We start from the raw sequence: 21782 nt of genomic DNA, 5'->3' as shown, positions 1-21782 counted from the left end.
GGTCCTTTCGGTCGGCTGGGATCCGGCCCGGGGTGTCCCGGTCCGGCGGGTCGGCGCGGGCGGGATCAGGGGTTGAGCCCCTTGTAGACCTCGGAACCCGGGCCGCCGCCGCCCCAGCCGTTGTTGACGTCGAAGGCCTGGTCGTGGGCGTTGTTGATCTGGACGTGCCCGGCGGAGAACCGCCCCTGGAAGCTCTGGTAGGCGTTCTTGAGCTGCTGGTACCGCTCCTGCCAGTCGTGGATCTTCCCCTGGTAGGCGGTGCTGCACGCGGCCTTGAAGTGCTGCTGGACCTCGTCGTTGACGTCCTGGACCCGCTGGCCGGCGTTCATCATGGCCTGGATGTGGTTGTCCAGGGTCGCCATGACGGCCTTAACGGCCGCGTCGTCTGTCTGAACGATGGGAGTGCTCACTGCTTTCCCTTCCTCGGTACGGGTTCTCGGCTGCGGCGGGTGCCGCCCGAGCGGGTCGGCCGACCCGGCCCATTTGCTTCAACGGGCCCGTGGCGGGCGGTGGTTCACCTCGAACAGGCCGGTCCTGAGGGCCGCGGCGCGGGGGTCGCGGCGCCGGTCAGCGCGGCCGGGTCGAGGCTGGGCCCGGTCGGCAGCAGGGACAGCAGGGCCTCGGGGACGGCCGACGGGACGGTCTCGCCGTAGCCGAGCTGCTTGACGGCCGCGACGGAGGCCAGCGGGTACTTCACCCCGGCGTCGGTGACCAGGTAGAGGGTGGCGCCGACGCCCGCGCTGGACAGCGCCCGGACCAGGGCGCCGCCGCCGGGCTTGACGGCGATGCTGTCGGCGCCGGCGCAGGCCGGGTCCACGCCCGGCTGGGCGGCCGGCGGCGGGCCCGCGACGACGGCGGTGTCGACCAGGGTGACGGAGGTGGTCGGCGCCTGGTCGGTGAGCCTCAGGTCCGCGCAGACGCCCCGGCCCTGGGGGACCGTCACCAGTTCGGGCGGCGCGGTGGGCAGCCCGGCCGCGGCGGAGGCGGCCGGGGCGGGCGCGGTGTGCGCGGTGAGGTCGGCCGGGCCGAGCTGCGCGGGGGTGACGGCCTCGCCCGCGTAGGCGGCGTTCTGAGTGCGGGAGTCGTTGCGCAGCAGCTCGAAGGCCATCCGGCTGAGCGGGGTGAGCCCGGCCGTGGTCAGCAGGTACGGGTCGCCGCCGGGGCCGGTGAAGAGCTGGCCGATCCGGGTGGCGTGGGTGCCGAGCTGCGGGCCGGGCTTGCCGCGCTCCCCCGGGTCGGGGGCGGCCAGGTCCGGGCCGGCGGCCAGCGCGTTGAGGAAGGCGGCCGTCACCGGGTAGGGGACGACGGCGGTCTGGCCGAGGGCCTGGCGGGCGCCGTTGGCGGTGTCCAGACGCAGCCGGCGGCCGTGCCAGAGCAGGTACACGGCACCGTCCGGGGCGGAGACCAGCGCGCCCTGGCCGTCCGTCAGTCCGGTGCCGGATCGGCCCGGTCCGACCGCCAGGGCCAGTTCCGGGAGGCTGCCGCCGGACGGTCCGGGCCGGCTGACGGCGCAGGCCAGCCAGGGCACGCGGGCGAGCTGGTCGGCCCCGGGCAGTCCGTCGGGGGCCCCGAGGATGCCGATCGGGGCGCCGCGCGGGGTGTCGGCCAGCGAGCGCACGCTGACCTGGTCGACCACCAGTTGGTCGCCGGCCAGCAGCCGGGCGCTGGCCTCGTTCAGCACGGGGTGCAGGCTGCCGTCCAGGAAGAGGTAGCGGGCACCGCTCTCCTTGACCACCACCAGGGTGCCGGGCTTCTGCCAGGCCGTGGCGCCGCCGGGGACGAACGCCCCGTACACGGCGGCCACCAGGCACCCCAGCACGGCGATGATCACCCCGATGACGGTGCCCCGCGAGGTGCGCCCGGCCGGCGTGTCGGCGGCGTCGGGCTCGCCGCGCAGCATGCCGGTGGCGAGCCTGCCCATCACGAACAGGTGGGCCTGCACCTGGTCGCGCTTCGACTGCATCTCGTGGTTCTCCTCGGGGCGACGGAAGGTGACGGGCCGTCAGGGGCGGTTCAGCCGGCCAGGGCCCGCAGCTCGTGGTAGACGCCGGCCACGGCCAGCGCCAGCGGGATGACCGCCATCGCCGCGGCCGTGTGCAGCAGGTCCGCGGCCCGGCCCCAGTAGGGCAGCAGCCGGCGCCCGGGGATCGTCCAGGAGACGACGGCCAGGGCGGCCGCCAGGGCGAGCAGGCCGACCAGCACCAGCAGGCGGCCCCCGGGCCCCTCCCCGACGGCCAGGTGGCCGAGCAGCAGCGCCAGGCCGTAGGCGCCGGGCAGCAGGACGGACAGCCGCTGCGGGATGCTGCCGATCGCCCGGGAGTGCAGCAGCAGCAGGACGGACAGGGTCGCCGTCAGGGCCGTGGCCGCCCAGCCGGGTTCGCCGGCCACCAGCGTCACGCATCCCGTGAGGACCGTGCCGAGCGCCAGGTGGAAGGCGGTCAGGAAGCCGTCGGCGACGTCGCTGCGGCTGCGGACGGTGGCGCTCGGGACGGCGGCGATGCCCTCCTGGAGCTCCTCGGCGTTGCGCGGCAGCGCGGGCAGCCGCAGCCCGGACAGGCGGAAGCAGATCCCCGGGACGAACGCCCCGACGATCACCGCGAGCACCGCCAGTACGGCCGCCACCTGCGGGCCGTCCTCGCCGCCCAGCGTCAGCCCGCCCGCCAGCATCACGTACAGGGCGAACAGCACCGCGCCGAGGAACAGCGGCGCCGAGCAACCGACGGCGGCCAGCGCGAGCACCGCCGCGCCGGCGGCCGCGCAGCCGCCCGCCAGCATCCGGGCACCGACCGCGCCGGCCCCGCCACCGGCCGGCAGCAGCGCCCCGGCCATCGCGAGGTAGGGCACGGCCATGGCACCGAGCGCGGTGCCCGCCCCGGCGTCGCCGACCGCCCGGGACGCGCTCAGCGCGCCCAGCAGCAGGAGCAGGCCGGTGACGGCGGCGGCCAGGGCGCGCGTCTGCGCCGGGCCGGGGAGCAACAGCACGGCGAGTCCGCCGGCCAGGACGGTCACGGCCAGTCCGAGCGCCACGTGGTGGGTGAGCGCCGGGCGCCAGGTGTCGGAGCGGGCCCGCATGCCGGTGGCGACGCCGTCGGCCAGGTCGTCGTAGTGCACCTCGGGCAGGGCGTCGCGGCGCGGGCGCAGGTACAGCTCGTCCCCGTCGTGCAGGTCGAGCGCGTCGGCGCCGAGTTCCTCGTCCAGCGGTGGACCGCCGAGGCGTTGCAGGACCCAGCCGTCGTGCTCGACGCCCTGTTCCTCCAGCCCGGGGCCGGCATGGGCGAGGACGGCCGGCAGCAGGTCGGCCAGCGGTACGTCGGCGGGGACGGCGAGTTCCAGGACCGCCTCGGGCGTCCGGAACGTCAGTCGGCACAGTCCGGCGACGGCGGTCCCGGTCGCGCTCCCGTTCACACTTCTCCCTTTTGCCCTGGCCTACGAACGGCGTGGCGAGGTGACGGCCCGGGGGCGCCTGGGGGACGGACGAGCCCGGGCGTCACCTCACCAGGAGGGACGGACGGTGGCGTCCGCGGGGTTCAGCGCGCGGCGGAATCCGTTCACCCGGCCGTTCCCGGCGCGCGTTCCCGGCGCGCGTTTCCCGGCGGCACCGCGAGCGTTCCGGCGAACCGGGTGAACCCGGCCGGGCCCGCCGCCCGTCGTCCCGGGTGGACGGTGCGCGTCCCGGGCCGCCGGCGCGCCGAGCGGCCGTTCCCCTGCGCGAGGAGCCCTTCGTTGAGTGTGGTGCTGGTCAACCGTCCGCCGCGGCGCCCTGGCCCGGCGATGCCCGACGGCGAGATCCAGTTGCAGGAGCCGCCCGTCCTCCCCGAGGCGCAGAGCGGCATGTCGAACATGATCGCCATGGCGCCGATGGCGCTCAGCTCGCTCTCGATGGTGTTCATCTTCCTGCGCCCCGGCGACGGCGGCGGCATCCTGACCTACGTCGCGATCGGCATGATGGCGCTGTCCGCCGTGGGCATGCTGGTCACCCAGCTGATCCGCGGCGCCAGCGACCGCAAGCGGGAACTGCGCGCCGAACGCCGGGACTACCTGCGCTACCTCTCCCAGGTCCGCCGCCAGGTGCGCGGCCACATCGCCCGCCAGCAGGAAGCGCTGGCCTGGCGCCACCCCGCCCCCGACGCGCTCGGCTCGCTCGCCCGCACCTCCCGGCTGTGGGAACGCCGCAGCGTCCACCCCGACTTCGGCGACGTCCGGATCGGCACCGGCCACCAGCGGCTCGCGGTGCGGCTGGCGCCGCTGTCCACCAAGCCGGTGGAGGATCTGGAGCCGCTGTGCGCGCACGCGCTGCGCCGGTTCATCAACGCCTACGGCACGGTCGCCGACCAGCCCATCGCCGTCTACCTGCGCGGCTACGCGCAGGTCCTGCTGCGCGGCGACGACCGGGCCGCGACCCGCGCCCTGGCCCGCGCCATGCTGGCGCAGCTGGCGCTCTTCCACGCCCCCGACGAGCTGCGGATCGCCGTTGTCACCGACGCCGAGCACCAGGCCGAGTGGGAGTGGACCAAGTGGCTGCCGCACGCCCTGCACCCCGAGGACACCGACGGCCTCGGTCCGGTGCGGCTGGTGGCGGGATCCGTGGTGGAGATCGAGCAGCTGCTCGGCGGCGAGTTCGCCGGCCGACCGCCGTTCGAGCCGGAGAGCCAGCCCGGCCGGGACGAGCCGTTCACCGTGATCGTGCTGGACGGCCCGCAGGCCGGGGCCACCAGCCGGGCCGCGCTGGCCGGCTGGCGCAACGCCGTCCTGCTCGACCTCGGCGACACCCTCGAATGGAAGCCGCTGCGCTTCCGGCTGCGGCTGCGGATCGAGGACGGCCGACTCGAAATGGTCGGCGCCGACCGCAACCACCGGGACGACGTCACCGACCTCGGCCGGCCCGATGCCCTGTCCGGGACGGCCGCCCGCCGGCTGGCCACCCTGCTCGCCCCGTACCGGATCGGCGACTCGACGGAGGCCGGGGAGCCGCTGGCCACCGACTACGACCTCGCCTCCCTGCTCGGCATCCGCGACCTGCACCGGCACGAGATCAGCCAGGGCTGGGCCGGGCGCGGCGTCCGGGACCGGCTGCGGGTGCCGCTCGGCGTCTCCGGCGACGGCACGCCGGTCGAACTGGACATCAAGGAGTCCGCCCAGGGCGGCATGGGCCCGCACGGCATGCTGATCGGTGCCACCGGCTCCGGCAAGTCCGAGCTGCTGCGCACCCTGGTGCTCGCGCTGGCCCTCACCCACTCCTCCGAGGTGCTCAACTTCGTCCTGGTCGACTTCAAGGGCGGCGCGACCTTCCTCGGCCTCGACCGGCTGCCGCACACCTCGGCGGTGATCACCAACCTGGCCGACGAGGCCGCCCTGGTCGACCGGATGCGCGACGCCCTGCACGGCGAGCTCGTCCGCCGCCAGGAACTGCTGCGCTCCGCCGGCAACTACAGCTCGCTGCTCGACTACGAGACCGCCCGCGCCGCCGGCACCCCGCTGGAACCGCTGCCCACGCTGTTCGTGGTGGTCGACGAGTTCAGCGAACTGCTCGCCGCCCACCGCGACTTCATGGAACTCTTCGTCATGATCGGCCGGCTCGGCCGCTCCCTCGGCGTTCACCTGCTGCTCGCCTCGCAGCGCCTGGACGAAGGCCGGATGCACGCCCTGGAGTCGCACCTGTCCTACCGGATCGGCCTGCGCACCTTCTCCGCGATGGAGAGCCGGGGCGTCCTCGGCGTCCCCGACGCCTACCAGCTGCCCTCCCAGCCCGGCAACGGCTTCCTCCGCAGCGACATCGCCACCCTGACCCGGTTCAAGGCCGCGTACGTCTCCGGCCCCTACCGGGCCCGGCGTCCCGCCGCCGCCCGCCAGGAGGCCGCGGCAGGCCAGGTCGCCCGGTACGGCACCGCCTACGTGGCGCCGCGTCAGCCCGTCGCCCTGCCGGCCGCCGAGGAGCCCGAGGAGACGCCGGAGCAGATCCACACCCTGCTGGACCTCGCCGCCGAGAAGCTCACCGACGCCGGCCCGCCCGCCTACCAGGTGTGGCTGCCGCCGCTGGGCGTCCCGCCCACCCTCGACCAGTTGCTGCCGCCCCTCGCCCCGCACCCCGAGCACGGCCTCACCACCGAGAGCGAGGCCGACCGCGGCACCCTGACCGTCCCCGTGGGCGTCATCGACCGCCCGTTCCAGCAGATCCGCGACCTGCTCACCGCCGATCTCTCCGGCGCCGGCGGCCACGTCGGCATCGCCGGCGGCCCGCAGAGCGGCAAGAGCACCCTGCTGCGCACCCTGATCACCGCCCTCGCCCTCACCCACACCCCACGCGAAGTGCAGTTCTACTGCCTGGACTTCGGCGGCGGCACGCTGTCCTCGCTGCGGGGCCTGCCGCACGTCGGCGGCATCACCGGGCGGCACGACCCCGAGCGGGTGCTGCGCACCATCGCCGAGGTCAACAGCATCCTGAGCCGGCGCGAGCAGCGCTTCGCCGAACTCGGCATCGACTCCGTCTCCGCCTTCCGCCGCAGCCTGGCGGCCGGCGAACTGCCCGACGAGCCGCACGGCGACGTCTTCCTCGTCATCGACGGCTGGAACACCATCCGCCAGGAGTTCCCCGACCTCGCCCCCGCGCTCACCCTGATCGCCCAGCGCGGCCTCAACTACGGCATCCACCTGATCGTCGGCACCACCCGCTGGGGCGAGGTCTCCAGCGCCCTGCGCGACCTCCTCGGCACCCGCTTCGAACTGCGGCTCGGCGACGCCGTCGACTCCGCCGTCAACATGCGGGCCGCCGCCACCGTGCCCAACATCCCCGGCCGGGGCCTCACCTCCGACCAGATGCACTTCCTCACCGCCCTGCCCCGGCTGGACGGCAGCGGCACCGCCGCCGACCTCGGCGAAGGCGTCGCCGACCTGGTCGACGCCGTCGCCGACCACTGGACCGGCCCGCGCGCACCGGAGATCCGGATGCTGCCGCTGCAACTGCCCGCCGCCACCCTGCCCGCCCCCGAAGGCCGGCTGCGCATCCCGCTCGGCCTCCAGGACGTCTCGCTCACCCCGCTGTGGCACGACTTCGAGGAGACCCCGCACCTGCTGGTCGTCGGCGACAGCGAGGCCGGCAAGACCAACCTGCTGAAGCTCGTCGCCGCCGCCGTCACCAGCGCGTACCGGCCCGACGAGGCCCGGATCATGCTCATCGACTACCGCCGGGTCCTTCAGGAAGCCGTGCCCCAGGAGTACCGGCTGGGCCACGCTGTCAGTGTGGACGTGCTGCGCCAGATCGTCGACGGCGCCGCCCGCGCGATGGCCAACCGGCTGCCCGGCGCCGACATCGCCCCGGCCCGGCTGCGGCTGCGCGACTGGTGGGAGGGGCCGGAACTGTTCATCGTGGTCGACGACTACGAGCTGGTCTCCGGCTCCCCCGGCGGCCTCCACGACCACCCCTTCGCGCCGCTGCTCGACTACCTGGCCCAGGGCGTCGAACTCGGCCTGCACCTGATCGTCGCCCGCAGCGCCAACGGCATCGGGCGGGCCTCCTCCGACCAGCTGCTGCGCAAGCTGGAGGAGGTCAACACCCCGGTGGTGCTGCTGTCCTGCCCGCCCAGCGAGGGCTTCCTGTTCGGCTCCACCAAGCCCCGCACCTTCCCGACCGGGCGCGGCCTGCACATCACCCGCCGGCGCACGGTCCAGGTGCAGACCGCCGTCCTGGAGGAGGACGAGGACGAGGGGTGAACCCCGAGGGGTGCGGGGGCCGTAGAGCCGGTTGAGACGTGCGGCAGACGCGGCCGGGCGGACGGAGGGCGGGACGATGAGCACATCAGCGCAAGCGGCAGGGGACGCGCCCGGCGCCGCCCCGGCGAAACGCCGGCTGACCCTCCGTCGGAACTCCGCCGCCGCGACGCCCGCCACCCTGCACCAGGTGGGCCCGCACTTCGTCATCGCCCCCGGTGGCGGGGACGGCACCGGCCCGGCCGCCCTACCCGCCGCACTGACCGCCGCCCTGACCCGGCTCACCCCCGTCACCCGGACCGTCACCGTCCTCGCCGCCGCCCCCGACGCGCCGGCCGTCCTCTTCGGCCGGCTCGACGAGCTGACCCGCACCGCCACCGTCCGGGACGCCAGCGCGCTCGTCCTCGCCGCCTCCGGCCTGGCCACCGCCCCGGACACCGGGCGCCGACCCGCCGAACGGATCGCCGAACTGACCGGCCTCGGCGTCGTCGCCCCGGACGGGCTGGTCACCCTCCGGCCCGACGGCACCCTGCTGACCAGCGGGGCGAGCGACGACGCGCCGTCATCCTGGTGGCTCTGCACCCCGACCGGACAGCTGCGCCGGCTCGGACCGGTCTGGCCGCTGCCGACGGAGCCGGCCGTCAATCCACCGACGGAGGAACCGGCGGGCGGCGAAGCGGCGGAGACCGTGGTGATGGCGAGCCCGGTGGCGGAGACCGTGGTGATCGCGAGCCCGGTGGCGCCGCCGGTCGGCGCCGCCGACCCGCTGGTCACCGCGCTGCCGCACGGCTACTGGTTCCGCAGCGAGCCCGACCCCGACGGCCCCCCTGGCCCGCTCACCAGGGCCACCGCGGGCGAGGACACGGTGATCCTCGTCGTCGGCCACCCGGGCACACCCCTGCCCCCGGCCGCCGACCTCGCCGCCCGGCTCCGCCGCCTGCTCCCCGACCCGTCGGCCGACCTGCTGCTCAGCGCCCCCTGGGCCCCCACCCCCGCGCTCACCGCCCTCGCCGCCGGGCTCGCGGCCGAACTCGGCCACGACCTCCGCGCCGCCGTCGGCCTGCCCATGCGCACCACCAGCGGCCTCTCCTCCCGGGTGCTGACCGCGGACGGCACCCCCGGCTGGGAGCCGTGGCTGACCGAGCTCACCGCCTCGCCGGAGCGACACCGCGTCGTCGCCTCCGCCTGGCGCACCACCTCCGGCGGCCCCGCCACCTGCGGACCGGCCCTCTACGAATCCCCGGTCACGGGCTGGCGGCTGGAGGCCGTGCCCGCCGGCCTGTGGCTGCGCCCCGAGGAGCCGCCGCAGGACCGCGGCCCACGCCTGCGCGACCCGGACCCCGCCCACCCGCTACTGATCGCCGGGGCGGACGGGCGAACGGTGCCCCCGGAGGTGCTCGCCGTCCTCGACGACCTGCGCGCGGCCCTCACCGCCCCCGGCACGACCCCACCCGAGTTGCTGATCGACGGCGCACGCCACCAAGGCGTTCTCCGCTCGGAGCAGCCCGCCCAGCCCGCCCTCCCGGCCACCCCGCAGTCCCCTGCCGAACCCGCTGAACTCGTTGAACAGCCTGACACTGCAGGCGAGTTCACCACCGTTGCGACAGCGATCACGCCGGCACCCAGTTCCGTACCCACGCCGGCACCCGGACCCGAACCCGCACGGCAGGCCACCGCCGAACCCGCCGTCGCCCCCGAGCCGCCCGTCCGGACCGCCACGGCGGCCGTCGGACAGGCCCCGGTCGTCCGGACCCACACCTCCGACCCCGAGGGCCGGTCCGCCACCGCGACGAGCGCGCCCGCACCCACACCCGCACCCACCCCCGAGCCGCCGGCCCACGGCACGATCCGCCGGACCACCCCCGACGCCGAGTCCGCCGCCGCGCCGGACCCCGACCCCGACCCCGCCCCCGAGCAGGCCACCCCGCACCTCGAGCCGGCCACACCTGCCGACACTGCCGAGGAGCCCGCACCCCGCGCCGGCACCGCGCCCGAAGCCCCCCGCACCGCCCGACTCCTCACGCCCGACGGCACGGCGGTCTCCGGGCGGCCGAGCACAGCCGCCGAGCGGACCGCCTTCCGGGCGCTGCTGGGCGAGCACTTCCAGCGCTGCGCCAGCCGCGCCGAGCAGGTCGCGATGCGACTCCCGGCGCTGCGCTCGCACGCCCGGGACGACCTGAAGAGTGACCTCGCGGCGGTCTACCTGCACCACACCGACACGGGCGTCCCAGCCTTCCACGCAGACCTGGTCGAGGCGGCCCGCCGGCCCGGCTCCGGACCGCTGGATCCGTACCTGGCGTGTCTGGGGTCCGGCCTGCGGCGGCTGCCGAACCATCGGGGCGCCGTTCTGCTGGGCGCCGACGCGGGCGAGGAGGAGTTGCGCCACTACGTGCCGGGAGCGCTGCTGGCGGAGCCCGCGCCGGTGGTCGGGACGCCTGCGGCGGAGGTCGTGCCGGGGACGTCCGTCGAGTTCCTGGTGTGGTCCGCCACCGGCCGCCGCACGTCGGTGATCTCCGAGGACGGCGAGCCCGAGGTGGTGTTCCCGCCCGGCTCGTGGTTCTCCGTCCTGGAGGTCCTGCCCGGCGGCGAGAGCCTCCCGACCCGCGTCCTGCTCCGCGAGGTCGGCCCGGGCACCATGTCCGGGACGGCGGACGACCGGGACCAGCAGGCCCGCGTCCGACTGCTCGCCTGGCAGTCGCGCCGCGACCTCCTCCCCCCGGACGAGCTCCGCTCCCCGTCCCGCCCCGAGCGCCTCCACCTCACCCCGGGTGTCACCACGTGCCGGTGATCGGCCCCACCCGGAAGAGGCGCTGACGGCCGGTCGACGTCCGGCGCTCCCCGGACGACGGGGCGCCGACCACCAGTTACCGACGGGTAGACTTCCCGGCGGCTCGTCCGGTCCCTCCGGACGACGGCGGGACGGGAGACATGGGGATACGACTGCTCGGCCCGGTCGAGCTCCGGCACGGCACCGGGGCGGACGAAGGCACCGGCTCCGCCGTCCCCGTCGGCAGCGCGCAACGGCGGGCCGTACTCGCCCTGCTCGCACTGGAGTTGGGCCACACCGTCCCGGTCGGCCAGCTCCTCGAACTGCTCTGGGCCGAGCGGCCGCCCACCCGCGCGAAAGCCGCGCTACAGGGTCACATCGCCACCCTGCGCCGGCTGTTGGACGGCTCGGGCCTCGCCATCACCACCAGTGCCCCCGGCTACCGGCTCACCGGGCGCCCCGAGGCCGTCGACGCCCTGCACGCCGAGGCCCTGGCCGCGCGCGCCGCCGCCACCGACGACGACGCCACCGCCGCCGCGCTGCTGGAGCGGGCCCTGCGGCTGTGGCGCGGCGCGGCCCTCGCCGACCTCCCCGCCACCCCGCTCGCCGCCGCGCTCGCCGCCCGCCTCGACGACACCCGGACCGAGCTGCTCACCGCGTGGACCCGATGCCTGCTGCGCCTCGGGCGCGGCCATGCGGCCGTGCCGGCGCTGGAACAGAGCGTGCGCGCGGACGGGCTGCGCGAACCCACCGCCGCCCTGCTGGTCCGCTGCCTGCACCAGAGCGGGCGCGGCGCCGACGCCGTGCGCGTCCACCGGCAGGCCGCGGCCCGGCTCGACGAGGAACTCGGCGTCGGCCCTGGAGCGGAGCTCCGGGCCGCCCTGGCCGAGCTGACGGAGGCCGGCGAAGCCCTCACCGACGGCGACCCGACGATCCGCCACTTCCCCTCCACGCCGGACGGGTTCGTCGGCCGCGAAGCCGAGGAGCGGTGGCTCGACCACCACGGCCGGGCCGAGCAGGGCGGCGGCGGGCTCGCCGTGGTGGTCGGCCCCGCCGGGGTCGGCAAGAGCGCGACCGTCCTGCGGTGGGCCCACCGCGCCGCCGCCGGCTTCCCCGACGGCCGCCTGTTCGCGGACCTGCGCGGCTTCGACCCGGCGGGCCCCGCCGACCCGGCCCAGATCCTCGGCCGCTTCCTCCGTTCCCTCGGCCTGCCCGAGCAGGCCGTCCCGGAGGGCCTCGCCACCCGGGCCGACCTGTTCCGCGCACTCACCCGACGCCGTCGGCTGCTGGTGGTCCTCGACAACGTGCGCACGGCCGCCGAGGCCACCGAACTGCTGCCCGCCGGACCCGCCTGCGTCACGGTCCTGACCAGCCGCACCACCCTGGAGGAACTCGTCGTCACCGACGGCGCCGCCATGCTCCACATCGACGCACTGCCCGTCTCCGACGCGCACCGCCTGTTGGAGCACCGGCTGACCGCCGAGCGGGTGGCCGCCGAGCCCGCGGCGGCCACCCGGCTGATCGAACTGTGCGACCGTCTCCCCCTGGCGCTGCAGATCACCGCCGACCGCCTCGCCGCCCGCCCCGGCTGGGAACTCGCCTCCCTCGTCGACGAGTTGGCGGACGAACGGACCCGCCTCGGCGCCCTCCGCACCGACGACGGCACGCTCAGCGTCCGGACCGCGCTCTCGCGCACCTATCCCCGCCTCCCCGGACCCGCCCGCCGGCTCCTCGCCCTGCTCACCGTGCACCCCGGCACCACCACCGACGTGTCCGCGGCCGCCGCCCTGCTCGCCGCCGACGCCGAGACCGCCCGGCACGCCCTCGGCATCCTCGCCGCCCACCACCTGCTGACCGAACCCGCGCCCGGCCGCTACGGTCGCCACGACCTCGTCCGCCTCTACGGCGCCGAACTGTTCGACGGCCTCCCCGCCGAACGGCGGGACACGGCCTTCCAACGGCTCGCCGACTACGAGCTCGCCGCCGGCGGCCACGCCGTCCAGCGCACCAACCCCCACTACCGGCCGTACCAGCCGCCCGGCCCCGGCCCGCAGGCCCTCCCGCGCCTGTCCGATGTCCACGCCACCCTCGACTGGTGCCGCGCCGAGGAACCGGTCCTGCGGGCCCTGGTCACCGCAGCCGCCGACCGCGGCGACCACGAACGCGCCTGGCGCCTCGCCGAGGTGACCGCCGTCCTGTACTACGGGGCCGACCGGGTCGCCGACCGGCTCTCCTGCCTGCGGGCCGGCCTCCACGCCGCCCGGCTCGACGGCGGCCGGGAGGGCCTCGCCGCGATGGAGGCCGCCACCGCCTGCGCGCTCGGCACGGTCGGGTACGTCGCCGAGGCGCTGCCCCTCGCCGCCCAGGCCGTCGACCGCACCACCCCCGAGGACGGCGACCGCCACATCCACGCCCTCTCCGTCCACTCCTCGATGACCGCCCTGTCCGGCGACCCGGCCGAGGCGGACCGGATCTCCGGGGCCGCCCTCGCCCTCGTCCGGAGCAGCGGCCTGCGCCAGCACGCCGCCACCATCCTCAGCAACGCCGCCGCGATCAAGCTCACCCTCGGCGACCCGGCCGCGGCCCTCGCCCACGCCCGCGAGACCCACACCCTGCTGCCCCACCGGCCCACCGCCAACGCCGCCATCTGGGCGGTGGTCAGCGAAGCCCTCGCCCACCAGTCGCTCGGCGACCGCGACCACGCCGAACTCGCCTGGCGCGACGCCCTCCACCGCTGCCGCTCCACCGGCAACGTCCGCCTGCACGCCCTCGCCCACCGACAGTTCGCCGAGTTCCTCACCGTCGGCGGCCGCTCCGCCGAAGCCGCCACCCACCACCACGCCGCCGCCGAGCTCTACACCGCCCACGGCGACGCCCCCCGCGCCGAACACCTCGACCGTCAGCTCGTCGAGCCCGCCCGGCTCACGGCACCGCGGTAGCCCACCTGCTGCATCCGGTCGGTGCGCCAACCGGCCCACAGCTCGACAAGTCGTCAAGTTGTCTGTACGGCTCCGGTCCCCGTGGCGGCCATCGGATCGTCATCGAACTCCCCGGCCCCGGTCATCTCGGTCCCTTAGACAAGGCTCGTCCGGGTCGAACAGATGGCCCGGCGCCCGTCAGCGAGGAGCCCCACCCGATGAGTCCGATGCCCGAACTGTCGCGCCGCAGCCTGCTCGGCGGCGCGGCGGCGGCCGCCGTGCTGTCCGCCCTCCCGATCAGCGTCCAGCAGGCGCTCGCCGCGCCGGCCCGGCCCGGGCGGCTGGCGGACATTCAGCACGTCGTGGTGTTCATGCAGGAGAACCGCGCGTTCGACCACTACTTCGGCACTCTGGCGGGCGTCCGCGGCTTCGGCGACCGGACGGCGGTGCGCGGGGTCAACGGGCGCACGGTGTTCCACCAGCCCGACCCGAGCCGCAAGGAGGGCTACCTGCTGCCCTTCGCGATGAACGCCGCGCACACCAACGCCTACCAGCAGGGCGCGCCCGCCTTCGGCTTCGTCGACTCCATGAAGGCCTGGAACGACGGCCTGGCCGACGGCTCGGTCACCCGCCGCTCCGGCGGCTGGCTCGGCCAGGGCTACTACGAGAGCGCCGACATGCCCTTCTACCACGCGCTCGCGTCGGTGTTCACCACCTGCGACGCCTACCACGCGTCGGTCCAGTGCAACACCAACACCAACCGCGACCACGCGATGACCGGGACCAGCGGCGGCACCGTACGGGACACCCCGGTGACCGACAACACCGAGATCGCCGGCGGCTACGAGTGGACCACCTACGCCGAGCGCCTGGAGCGGGCCGGCGTCAGCTGGAAGACCTACCAGGCGCTCGACAACTTCGACGACAACGCGCTCGCCTGGTTCGCCCCCTTCGTCAAGGCCAGGCCCGGTGAGCCGCTGTACGAGCGCGGCATGCGGGCCGTCGGCGACCCGGCGAAGAAGAACGACCCGTTCGCCATGGGCGACGCGCTGGTCGACGCCTTCGCCGCCGACGTCCAGGCCGACACCTTGCCGCAGGTGTCCTGGATCGTCGCCCCCGCCGCGCTCTCCGAGCACGCCAACTACGCGCCGCCGAACGGGGAGCACCTCACCGCCCGGCTGCTCGCCGCCCTCGCCGCGAAGCCCGAGGTGTGGGAGAAGACCGTCTTCATCCTCAACTACGACGAGCACGGGGGCTTCTTCGACCACCAGCTGCCGCCCGTCCCGCCGCTGGCCACCGGGCGCGGCAAGTCCACCGTCCCGGTGGACGGCGAGGTCGTCGTGCGGGTGAGCAAGGGCGGCTCGACCTACCACCGCGTCGTCAGCCAGGACGGCAAGTACCGGGTGAAGGCCGCCGACGGCTCGCTCGGCTGGTCCGACACCCTGCCGGCCGGGGAGACCCTGGTCTCCGGCCCGTACCCGATGGGCCTGGGCGTACGGGTGCCGATGATCGTGGTCTCGCCGTGGACCCGCGGCGGGATCGTCGACTCCACCGTCTACGACCACACCTCGGTGCTGCGCTTCCTGGAGCAGCGCTTCGGCGTCCAGGAGCCCAACATCAGCCCGTGGCGGCGCGCCGTCTGCGGGGACCTCACCGGCGTCTTCGACTTCTCCGGCCGCAACCCGGTCTGGCCGCAGCTGCCCGACACCAGCGGCAACCGGCAGAAGGTCGTCGACACCGGCAAGCTCCCCGCCCCCACCGTGCCCAGCCCGCAGGCCCTCCCGCAGCAGGAGCGCGGCACCCGCACGGCCCGCCCCGCGCCCTACGACCTGCTGGTCAAGCCCCGGCTGAAGGGCGGCGAGCTCACCCTCGACCTCGTCAACCAGGGCCGCCAGGGCGCGGTGTTCGCCGTCTACCCCGCGCCGGGCGACGCGCCCCGGCACTACACCGTCGGTGCCAAGAGCCGGCTCTCCGACGTCTGGACGGTCGGCCCGGAGGGCTACGACCTGCGCGTCCACGGCCCCAACGGCGCGCTGTGGCACCTGCGCGGCGACGTCGCCTCGACGTACGAGGTGTCGCTGTCGGAGGAGAGGAACGGCAAGGTCCTGGAAGTCGACGTGAGCAACCGCTCGCGCACCGCCCAGACCTTCCTGGTCGGCGACCTCGCCTACGGGGACGGGCTGCGCGAGGTGCGGGTCGCGGCCGGCGACGACCGGACCGTCAACATCGCGGTCCGGCCCGAGGGCTGGTACGACGTCGTGGTGGCCGTCCGCGGGGACCTCACCTTCCGCCGCCGGATCTCCGGCCGCTTCCCCTGGGACGACCGGACGGTCACCGACCCGGCCCTGGGCCTGGCCGACCCGCTCGCCGTGGACGTCGCCCTCGGGGCCGCCTCCACCACCGTCGACGAGCCGGTCCTGCTGCCCGGCCGCCCGGCCCGGGTCTCCGCCGTGCTCAGCGCCGGCGCCGCGCTCACCGCCGTCGAGGCGCAGCCGGTGGTCCCGCCGGGCTGGACGGTCACCGCCGTCACCGCGCCGCCCGCCGCGCTCGCCGCCGGCGCCACCGCCACGGCCGTCTGGGAGATCACCCCGCCCGCCCAGCTGCCCGACGGGGCCACCCACCGGATCCTGGTCACCGCCCGGGCCCTGGCCGGCGACCGCTTCGCCCTCGCCGACGGCGAACTCGCCGCCCGCACCGCCCCCGTGATGGCCGGCCACCTGCTGGGCGAGGACTTCGAGTCGCTGGCCGGCACGCTCCAGCCGCAGGACGGCGTGCTCGGCTGGACGGCCCAGGCCCCGCAGGGCTGGTCGGTGGTCAACGCCCCCGGCATGCCGCAGGGCACCGTCCGGCTCCAGGGCTGGACCTTCCACACCAAGCGGGAGTGGTCCACCCCGGCCGGGCAGGACCGCGGCAACTTCACCCGCGGCCTGGGCGTCCTCGCCGTGGCCGACCCGGACGACTGGGACGACACCGGCTCCCCCTCGCGCAAGGGCGTCTTCGACTCCACGCTCGTCTCCCCCGCCGTCCAACTCCCCTCCGGCGCCGACACCCTGTACCTGGCCTTCGACTCGCACTACCGCCAGGAGGCCCCGCAGAAGGCGGCCGTCACCGCCGTGTTCGACAACGGCACGGAGACCCGCCTGGTCTTCTACAGCGCCGACGCCACCGGCAACGACAACGCGGGCAAGGACGTCCAGAACACCCTCGTCACCCGCCGCCTCGCCGTCCCGGCCGGGGCGCGGACGGTGACGCTGAAGTTCCGGATGTACGACGCGGGCAACAACTGGTACTGGGCGGTCGACCACATCCGCCTGGACACCCGCCCGATCACCGGCTGACCGGCCGGATCGCGGGCGGCCGGGCCGCGCTGATCCTCCCTCAGTACGGCCCGGCCCGGGCGATCCCGTCGGGCCGTCCCCACCCGGGCGGGGGCCGGTGTCGGTGGCGGCTGCTACGGTCCGCGCATGATGAAGCGAGTGCCGTTCACCGGCGACGAGAAGAACAGTCTGCACGTTGCCCTGGACCGGCACCGTGATGCGGTGCTGTGGAAGCTCGAAGGGCTTGACGACGAGCAGTTGCGGCGGCCGATGACTCCGTCCGGGACGAACCTGCTGGGCCTGGTCAAGCATCTCGGGGGTGCGGAACTCGGCTGGTTCTGCGAAGCCTTCGGCCGCGAGACGGGGCCCCTGCCGTTCGACTTCGACGACGAGAACTCCGACATGCGGGTGGAGCCGCACGAGTCCACCGAGGACGTGCTGGCGTTCTACGCCCGCGCCCGGGCCGCCGCCGACCAGGTGATCGGCGAGCTCGACGTCGACGACCTGGGCACGGCCTGGTTCGGCGACACCGTGTCACTGCGCTGGGTGCTCATCCACATGGCGACGGAGACCGCGCGGCACGCGGGCCACGTCGACATCCTGCGCGAGCTCATCGACGGCGCGGCGGGGGACCACAACCGCGCCTGACGGGTGGGTCTCAGGCGCGGCCGAGGACCCGGTCGACGGCGATCTCGATGACCACCCGGTCCGGGTTCACCCGGGGCTCGCGGTAGCGCTCGGTGTAGCGCCGCTCGGCGTCGGCGACCTGCTCCGGCTCGTCCCGGACCACGGCCACGCCCTCCAGGGTCGACCAGCGCGCCCGGTCCACCTGGCAGACCGCGACCCGCAGGCCCTGCGGCCCGGCCGCCGCCACGTTGCGCGCCTTGCGGCTGGTGCGGCTGGTGATCACCCGGGCCGTCCCGGTCTCCGGCTGGTACGTCACGCCGACCGGCACCACGTGCGGCGAGCCGTCCGGGCGGGCGGTGGTCAGGGTGGCGATGTGACGCTCGCGCCAGAAGGCGAGGAGGGCGTCGTCGAGGTCACGCGGGTCGTGGGACATGATCGCGATCGTACGGCCCCCGGAGCAGGGTGCTGCTTCCGGGGGCCGTACGGTGCTCACCGCCCGCGTTCGGTGGTCGCGCTCAGTGCCCGCGGGCGATCCAGTCCGGCAGGGCCGGGGCCTCGGCGCCGATGGTGGTCGGGTCGCCGTGGCCGGTGCGGACCACCGTCTCGGCCGGGAGCGACAGCAGCCGCTCGCGGATCGAGTCGATGATGGTCGGGAAGTGCGAGAACGACCGGCCGGTCGCGCCCGGGCCGCCGTGGAACAGGGTGTCGCCGGTGAAGACGGTGCCGATCTCCGGTGCGTACAGGCAGACCGCGCCCGGGGCGTGGCCCGGGGTGTGCAGGACGGTCAGCGCGGTGCCGGCCACCTCGATCCGCTGCCCGTCGGCGAGTTCGCCGTCCGGGAGGCGCTCGGGGTGGGTGAGCTTCCACAGCGGCAGGTCGTCCGGGTGCAGCAGGATCGGCGCGCCGGTGCGGGCCGCGAGCGCCGGGGCGGCGTCGATGTGGTCGTTGTGCGCGTGGGTGGAGACGATCGCCAGCAGTCGGCGCCCGCCGAGCGCGGCCTCGATCGCGTCGGCGTCGTGCGCGGCGTCGATCACCACCGCCTCCTCGTCGTCGCCGACGATCCAGACGTTGTTCTCCACCTCCCAGCTGCCGCCGTCGAGCTCGAAGGTCCCGGCCGTCACCAGCCGGTCGATGCGGGTGCTCATGCGCCCACCTCGCTGCGCTCGGCAGGCGCTTCGCCCAACGCGCACCTCTCGACGGTTCGCTCGCTCACAGGACCACCACCGAGCGGAGCACGTCGCCCTGGTGCATGCGCTCGAACGCCTGCTCCACCGCGTCGAGTTCGATGGTCTCGGTGACGAACGCGCCGAGGTCAAGGCGGCCCTGGAGGTACAGGTCGATCAGCATCGGGAAGTCCCGGGAGGGCAGGCAGTCGCCGTACCAGGAGGACTTCAGCGCGCCGCCGCGGCCGAACACGTCGAGCAGCGGCAGTTCCAGCGTCATCTCCGGCGTGGGGACGCCGACCAGGACGACGGTGCCGGCGAGGTCGCGGGCGTAGAACGCCTGCCGATAGGTCTCCGGGCGGCCGACCGCCTCCACCACCACGTCCGCGCCGTTGCCACCGGTCAGCTCGCGGATCGCCTCGACCGGGTCGGTGGTGCGGGAGTTGACGGTGTGGGTGGCGCCGAGCCGGCGCGCCGTCTCCAGCTTGCGGTCGTCGATGTCGACGGCGATGATCCGGGCCGCGCCCGCGAGGCGGGAGCCCATCACGGCCGCGCCGCCGACGCCGCCGCAGCCGATCACCGCGACCGAGTCGCCGCGGCCGACGCCCCCGGTGTTGATGGCGGCGCCGAGGCCCGCCATCACACCGCAGCCCAGCAGGCCGGCGACGGCCGGCGAGGCCTCCGGGTCCACCTTGGTGCACTGGCCGGCCGCGACCAGGGTCTTCTCGGCGAACGCCCCGATGCCCAGCGCCGGGGACAGCTCGGTGCCGTCCAGCAGCGTCATCTTCTGCTTGGCGTTGTGGGTGTCGAAGCAGTACTGCGGGCGGCCGCGCCGACACGCGCGACACTGGCCGCACACCGCGCGCCAGTTGAGGACGACGAAGTCGCCGGGCGCGACCTCGGTGACGTCCTCGCCGACCGACTCGACGATGCCCGCCGCCTCGTGGCCGAGCAGGAACGGGAACTCGTCGTTGATGCCGCCCTCGCGGTAGTGGAGGTCGGTGTGGCAGACGCCGCAGGCCTGGATCCTGACCACCGCCTCGCCCGGTCCAGGGTCCGGCACCACGATCGTGGTCACCTCCACGGGCGCGCCCTTGGCGCGCGCGATGACTGCCTTGACCTGCTGGGCCATCCGAAATCCACCTCCGTCGGCCGATGCGGCTCTGCACCGGCGTGACCTGCGACAAACGACTGCCCACGAAGCGTAGCGCCCGTTGCGGCGACCGCCGACGGAACGGGCGGGGTGATCCGGCTCACCGCGGCGGCCGGGGCGGCCGGATCCACCGTCATATGCCGCCGAGATATCCGCCGGTCACCCGGCCCGGCCCGGCGAACGGGGCGCACGGGCGGCGCCGAGCGCCCGTCAGCGAGCCCCGAAGTGCCCGGAAAGGACCGCCGTTGGCTGGAAGTGCCGCTGACGCACGCACCGCGGCCCACGTACGGTCGTAGCAGAAGCGGTCCACTCGACCACGCTCAGCACACTCGCCCCACCCGACGGTGCGCCACCGCGAGCCGTCCGTGCCGAGGCGTACCGACCGTCCGCCGTCGCACGATTCGCGCCATCCATCCCACCGATCGGCCCTTCGCACCTTCGCACCTTCACCCCGTCCCGATCCACCCGCTCCCCCGATCCGCCCGTTCCAACGATCCACCGATCCACCTTCGTCCCGGTCCGCCCGAACCCGGCCCGAGCCGAGCCGCCGGCCCGCCCCACCCGTCCCCGCCCCATCCCGGTTCCACCCCCCGTCGGGCCGCACCGCGCGGCCCCCCGCCCTGGAGTCTGGAGTACGGATGTCCGCCGAGAACAGTGCGACCGGTGCCGGAACCGGCACCGTCCCGCTCATCCCGCTGCACTGCCTGCGCCGCCTGGAGCCCGGCCCGCCCCGGCTCGCCGCGCTGCCCACCGGCACCCCCGTCTGGCTGGTCAGCCGCCACGCGGACGTGCGACAGGTGCTGACCGACCCCCGTCTGGGCCGCGCCCCGCTGTACGCCCCGGGCGCGCCGCAGATCGCCGTCATCCCCAACATCCTGGACGATCCGCAGAGCATGCTGAACATCGACGGCACCGAGCACCAGCGGCTGCGCCGCACCGTGCAACGGGCCTTCACCCCGCGTGCCATCGCCCGCTGGCGGCCCTGGGTCGCCTCGGTGATCGAGGCCCTGATCGACGAGCTGATCGACCACGGCTCCCCCGCCGACATCGTCGCCGGCTACACCCGCCCGCTCCCGGTCCAGGTGATCAGCCGGCTGATGGGGCTGGACAACCTGGACGGCAAGAAGCTCGCGCACTGGAGCGACCACGCGCTCTCCGCCACCGCCTACACCGCCGAGGAGATCGGCACCGCCATGGCCGAGTTCGCCGGCTTCGGCGCCGCCGTGATCGCCGACCGTCGCGCCGACCCCGGCGAGGACCTGGTCAGCAGCCTGCTCGCGGCCGCCGCCGAGGACGGCTCGATCGCCGAGGGGCAGCTGGTCACGCTGGTCATCGGCCTCGTCGTGGCCGGCCACGAGACCACCATGACCAGCCTCGGCAACGCCCTGGTCTACCTGCTCTCCGACGGCCGCGAGGCCTGGCAGCGGCTGGCCGCCGACGAGGCCAGCGCCACCGCCGCGACCGAGCAGATCCTGCGCGCCGTCCCGCTCGGCGACGTCCAGCACACGCCCGGACTGCTGCGCCGCACCATCGAGGACGTCGAGATCGGCGGGGTGGTGATCCCGGCCGGCAGCGTCGTCGCCGCCGACACCGGCGCCGCCAACCAGGACCCGTCGGTCTTCACCGGGGACCTGCTGACCGAGCTGTTCTCCCCGCTGGCGGCGCCGATGCTGACCTTCGGCGCCGGGCCGCACCACTGCCTGGGCGCCTGGCTGGCCCGGATGGAGCTCGAACTCGCCCTGCACCGCCTGGCCCGCCGGCTGCCGTCGCTGCGCCTGACCGGGCCCATCGAGGGGATCGACTGGCGGCGCGGTCTGCTCACCCGCAGCCCCGAGTCCCTCCAGGTCGCCTGGTGACGGCCCGATCGGAGACGGGCACCGACCCGGTGGTCGTCCGGGTCGACCGGGACCGCTGCATCGGCTCCGGGATGTGCGCCCTCAGCGCCCCCGGCTCGCTGGCGCTCGGCGCCGACGGGTTGGCCGAGCCGGTGGCCGAGTACGCGGCCGGCGGCGCGGAGTTGACGGAGGCGCTGACCGAGGCGGTCGACTTCTGCCCGGTCGAGGCGCTCACCCTCCACTCGGCGTTCGGCGGCCACCGGATCGCCCCGGCCGAGTGACCCCGCCCCGGTGCCGC

The 21782-nt window shown here is 75.2% G+C and carries 13 protein-coding genes; 7 read left to right on the top strand and 6 right to left on the bottom strand.

Features of this window, described 5'->3' with window-relative positions:
* Window positions 1–65: 65 nt before the first annotated feature.
* The 3 genes from ACIO5E_RS10765 to eccD form a co-directional block, all read right to left on the bottom strand.
* A complete protein-coding gene (locus ACIO5E_RS10765) occupies window positions 66–410 on the bottom strand; it encodes a hypothetical protein (protein WP_280681248.1) in 345 nt (114 codons plus the stop codon).
* A 104-nt stretch (window positions 411–514) separates the two neighbouring features.
* Window positions 515–1963, bottom strand: a complete 1449-nt coding sequence (eccB, locus tag ACIO5E_RS10760) for a type VII secretion protein EccB (RefSeq protein WP_400665861.1) — start codon at window positions 1961–1963, stop codon at window positions 515–517.
* 50 nt (window positions 1964–2013) lie between these two features.
* Window positions 2014–3405, bottom strand: a complete 1392-nt coding sequence (gene eccD / locus ACIO5E_RS10755) for a type VII secretion integral membrane protein EccD (RefSeq protein WP_400665859.1) — start codon at window positions 3403–3405, stop codon at window positions 2014–2016.
* A gap of 318 nt (window positions 3406–3723) precedes the next feature.
* On the opposite strand from eccD, the gene eccCa reads away from it, so the two are divergent.
* The 5 genes from eccCa to ACIO5E_RS10730 all read left to right on the top strand — a co-directional run bounded on the left by eccCa (window position 3724) and on the right by ACIO5E_RS10730 (window position 17354).
* A complete protein-coding gene (gene eccCa, locus ACIO5E_RS10750) occupies window positions 3724–7707 on the top strand; it encodes a type VII secretion protein EccCa (RefSeq protein ID WP_400665857.1) in 3984 nt (1327 codons plus the stop codon).
* A gap of 76 nt (window positions 7708–7783) precedes the next feature.
* Complete coding sequence (locus tag ACIO5E_RS10745) at window positions 7784–10492, top strand: hypothetical protein (RefSeq protein WP_400665855.1); 2709 nt, start codon at window positions 7784–7786, stop codon at window positions 10490–10492.
* Between the two features lie 140 nt (window positions 10493–10632).
* Window positions 10633–13410, top strand: a complete 2778-nt coding sequence (locus ACIO5E_RS10740; protein ID WP_400665853.1) for a BTAD domain-containing putative transcriptional regulator — start codon at window positions 10633–10635, stop codon at window positions 13408–13410.
* A gap of 197 nt (window positions 13411–13607) precedes the next feature.
* On the top strand, window positions 13608–16727 hold the full coding sequence (locus ACIO5E_RS10735; RefSeq protein ID WP_400665851.1) for a phosphocholine-specific phospholipase C: 3120 nt from the start codon (window positions 13608–13610) through the stop codon (window positions 16725–16727).
* Between the two features lie 126 nt (window positions 16728–16853).
* Window positions 16854–17354: a DinB family protein gene (locus tag ACIO5E_RS10730; protein WP_400665849.1), complete on the top strand. Its 501-nt coding sequence runs from the start codon at window positions 16854–16856 to the stop codon at window positions 17352–17354.
* Window positions 17355–17364: 10 nt separating this feature from the next.
* Here the strand turns inward: ACIO5E_RS10730 and ACIO5E_RS10725 are convergent, their stop codons facing one another.
* The 3 genes from ACIO5E_RS10725 to ACIO5E_RS10715 all read right to left on the bottom strand — a co-directional run bounded on the left by ACIO5E_RS10725 (window position 17365) and on the right by ACIO5E_RS10715 (window position 19628).
* The gene (locus tag ACIO5E_RS10725; RefSeq protein WP_400665847.1) at window positions 17365–17766 is read right to left on the bottom strand and encodes a pyridoxamine 5'-phosphate oxidase family protein; all 402 of its coding nucleotides are present in this window, start codon (window positions 17764–17766) and stop codon (window positions 17365–17367) included.
* Window positions 17767–17848: 82 nt separating this feature from the next.
* Window positions 17849–18478, bottom strand: coding sequence for an MBL fold metallo-hydrolase (locus ACIO5E_RS10720; RefSeq protein ID WP_400665845.1), 630 nt, complete (start codon window positions 18476–18478; stop codon window positions 17849–17851).
* 64 nt (window positions 18479–18542) lie between these two features.
* Window positions 18543–19628 (bottom strand): S-(hydroxymethyl)mycothiol dehydrogenase, encoded by a 1086-nt coding sequence (locus ACIO5E_RS10715; RefSeq protein ID WP_400665843.1) that lies wholly within the window; start codon window positions 19626–19628, stop codon window positions 18543–18545.
* A gap of 659 nt (window positions 19629–20287) precedes the next feature.
* Between ACIO5E_RS10715 and ACIO5E_RS10710 the strand changes: the two genes are divergently transcribed.
* Complete coding sequence (locus ACIO5E_RS10710; protein WP_400665841.1) at window positions 20288–21505, top strand: cytochrome P450; 1218 nt, start codon at window positions 20288–20290, stop codon at window positions 21503–21505.
* Window positions 21502–21765, top strand: coding sequence for a ferredoxin (locus ACIO5E_RS10705; RefSeq protein ID WP_400665840.1), 264 nt, complete (start codon window positions 21502–21504; stop codon window positions 21763–21765). The genes ACIO5E_RS10710 and ACIO5E_RS10705 overlap by 4 nt, the downstream gene beginning before the upstream one ends.
* The last annotated feature ends 17 nt before the right edge of the window (window positions 21766–21782 follow it).

The sequence above is a fragment of the Kitasatospora sp. NPDC087314 genome (genome assembly GCF_044744365.1).
Lineage (GTDB): Bacteria > Actinomycetota > Actinomycetes > Streptomycetales > Streptomycetaceae > Kitasatospora.
This window is presented reverse-complemented; position numbering and strand designations above follow the sequence as displayed.

Excerpts from the sequence above, each read along its gene's own strand:
- eccB (WP_400665861.1), bottom strand. The coding sequence starts at position 1,963 with ATGCAGTCGAAGCGCGACCAGGTGCAGGCCCACCTGTTCGTGATGGGC.
- ACIO5E_RS10745 (WP_400665855.1), top strand. The coding sequence starts at position 7,784 with ATGAGCACATCAGCGCAAGCGGCAGGGGACGCGCCCGGCGCCGCCCCG.
- ACIO5E_RS10740 (WP_400665853.1), top strand. The coding sequence starts at position 10,633 with ATGGGGATACGACTGCTCGGCCCGGTCGAGCTCCGGCACGGCACCGGG.
- ACIO5E_RS10735 (WP_400665851.1), top strand. The coding sequence starts at position 13,608 with ATGAGTCCGATGCCCGAACTGTCGCGCCGCAGCCTGCTCGGCGGCGCG.
- ACIO5E_RS10730 (WP_400665849.1), top strand. The coding sequence starts at position 16,854 with ATGATGAAGCGAGTGCCGTTCACCGGCGACGAGAAGAACAGTCTGCAC.
- ACIO5E_RS10725 (WP_400665847.1), bottom strand. The coding sequence starts at position 17,766 with ATGTCCCACGACCCGCGTGACCTCGACGACGCCCTCCTCGCCTTCTGG.
- ACIO5E_RS10720 (WP_400665845.1), bottom strand. The coding sequence starts at position 18,478 with ATGAGCACCCGCATCGACCGGCTGGTGACGGCCGGGACCTTCGAGCTC.
- ACIO5E_RS10715 (WP_400665843.1), bottom strand. The coding sequence starts at position 19,628 with ATGGCCCAGCAGGTCAAGGCAGTCATCGCGCGCGCCAAGGGCGCGCCC.
- ACIO5E_RS10710 (WP_400665841.1), top strand. The coding sequence starts at position 20,288 with ATGTCCGCCGAGAACAGTGCGACCGGTGCCGGAACCGGCACCGTCCCG.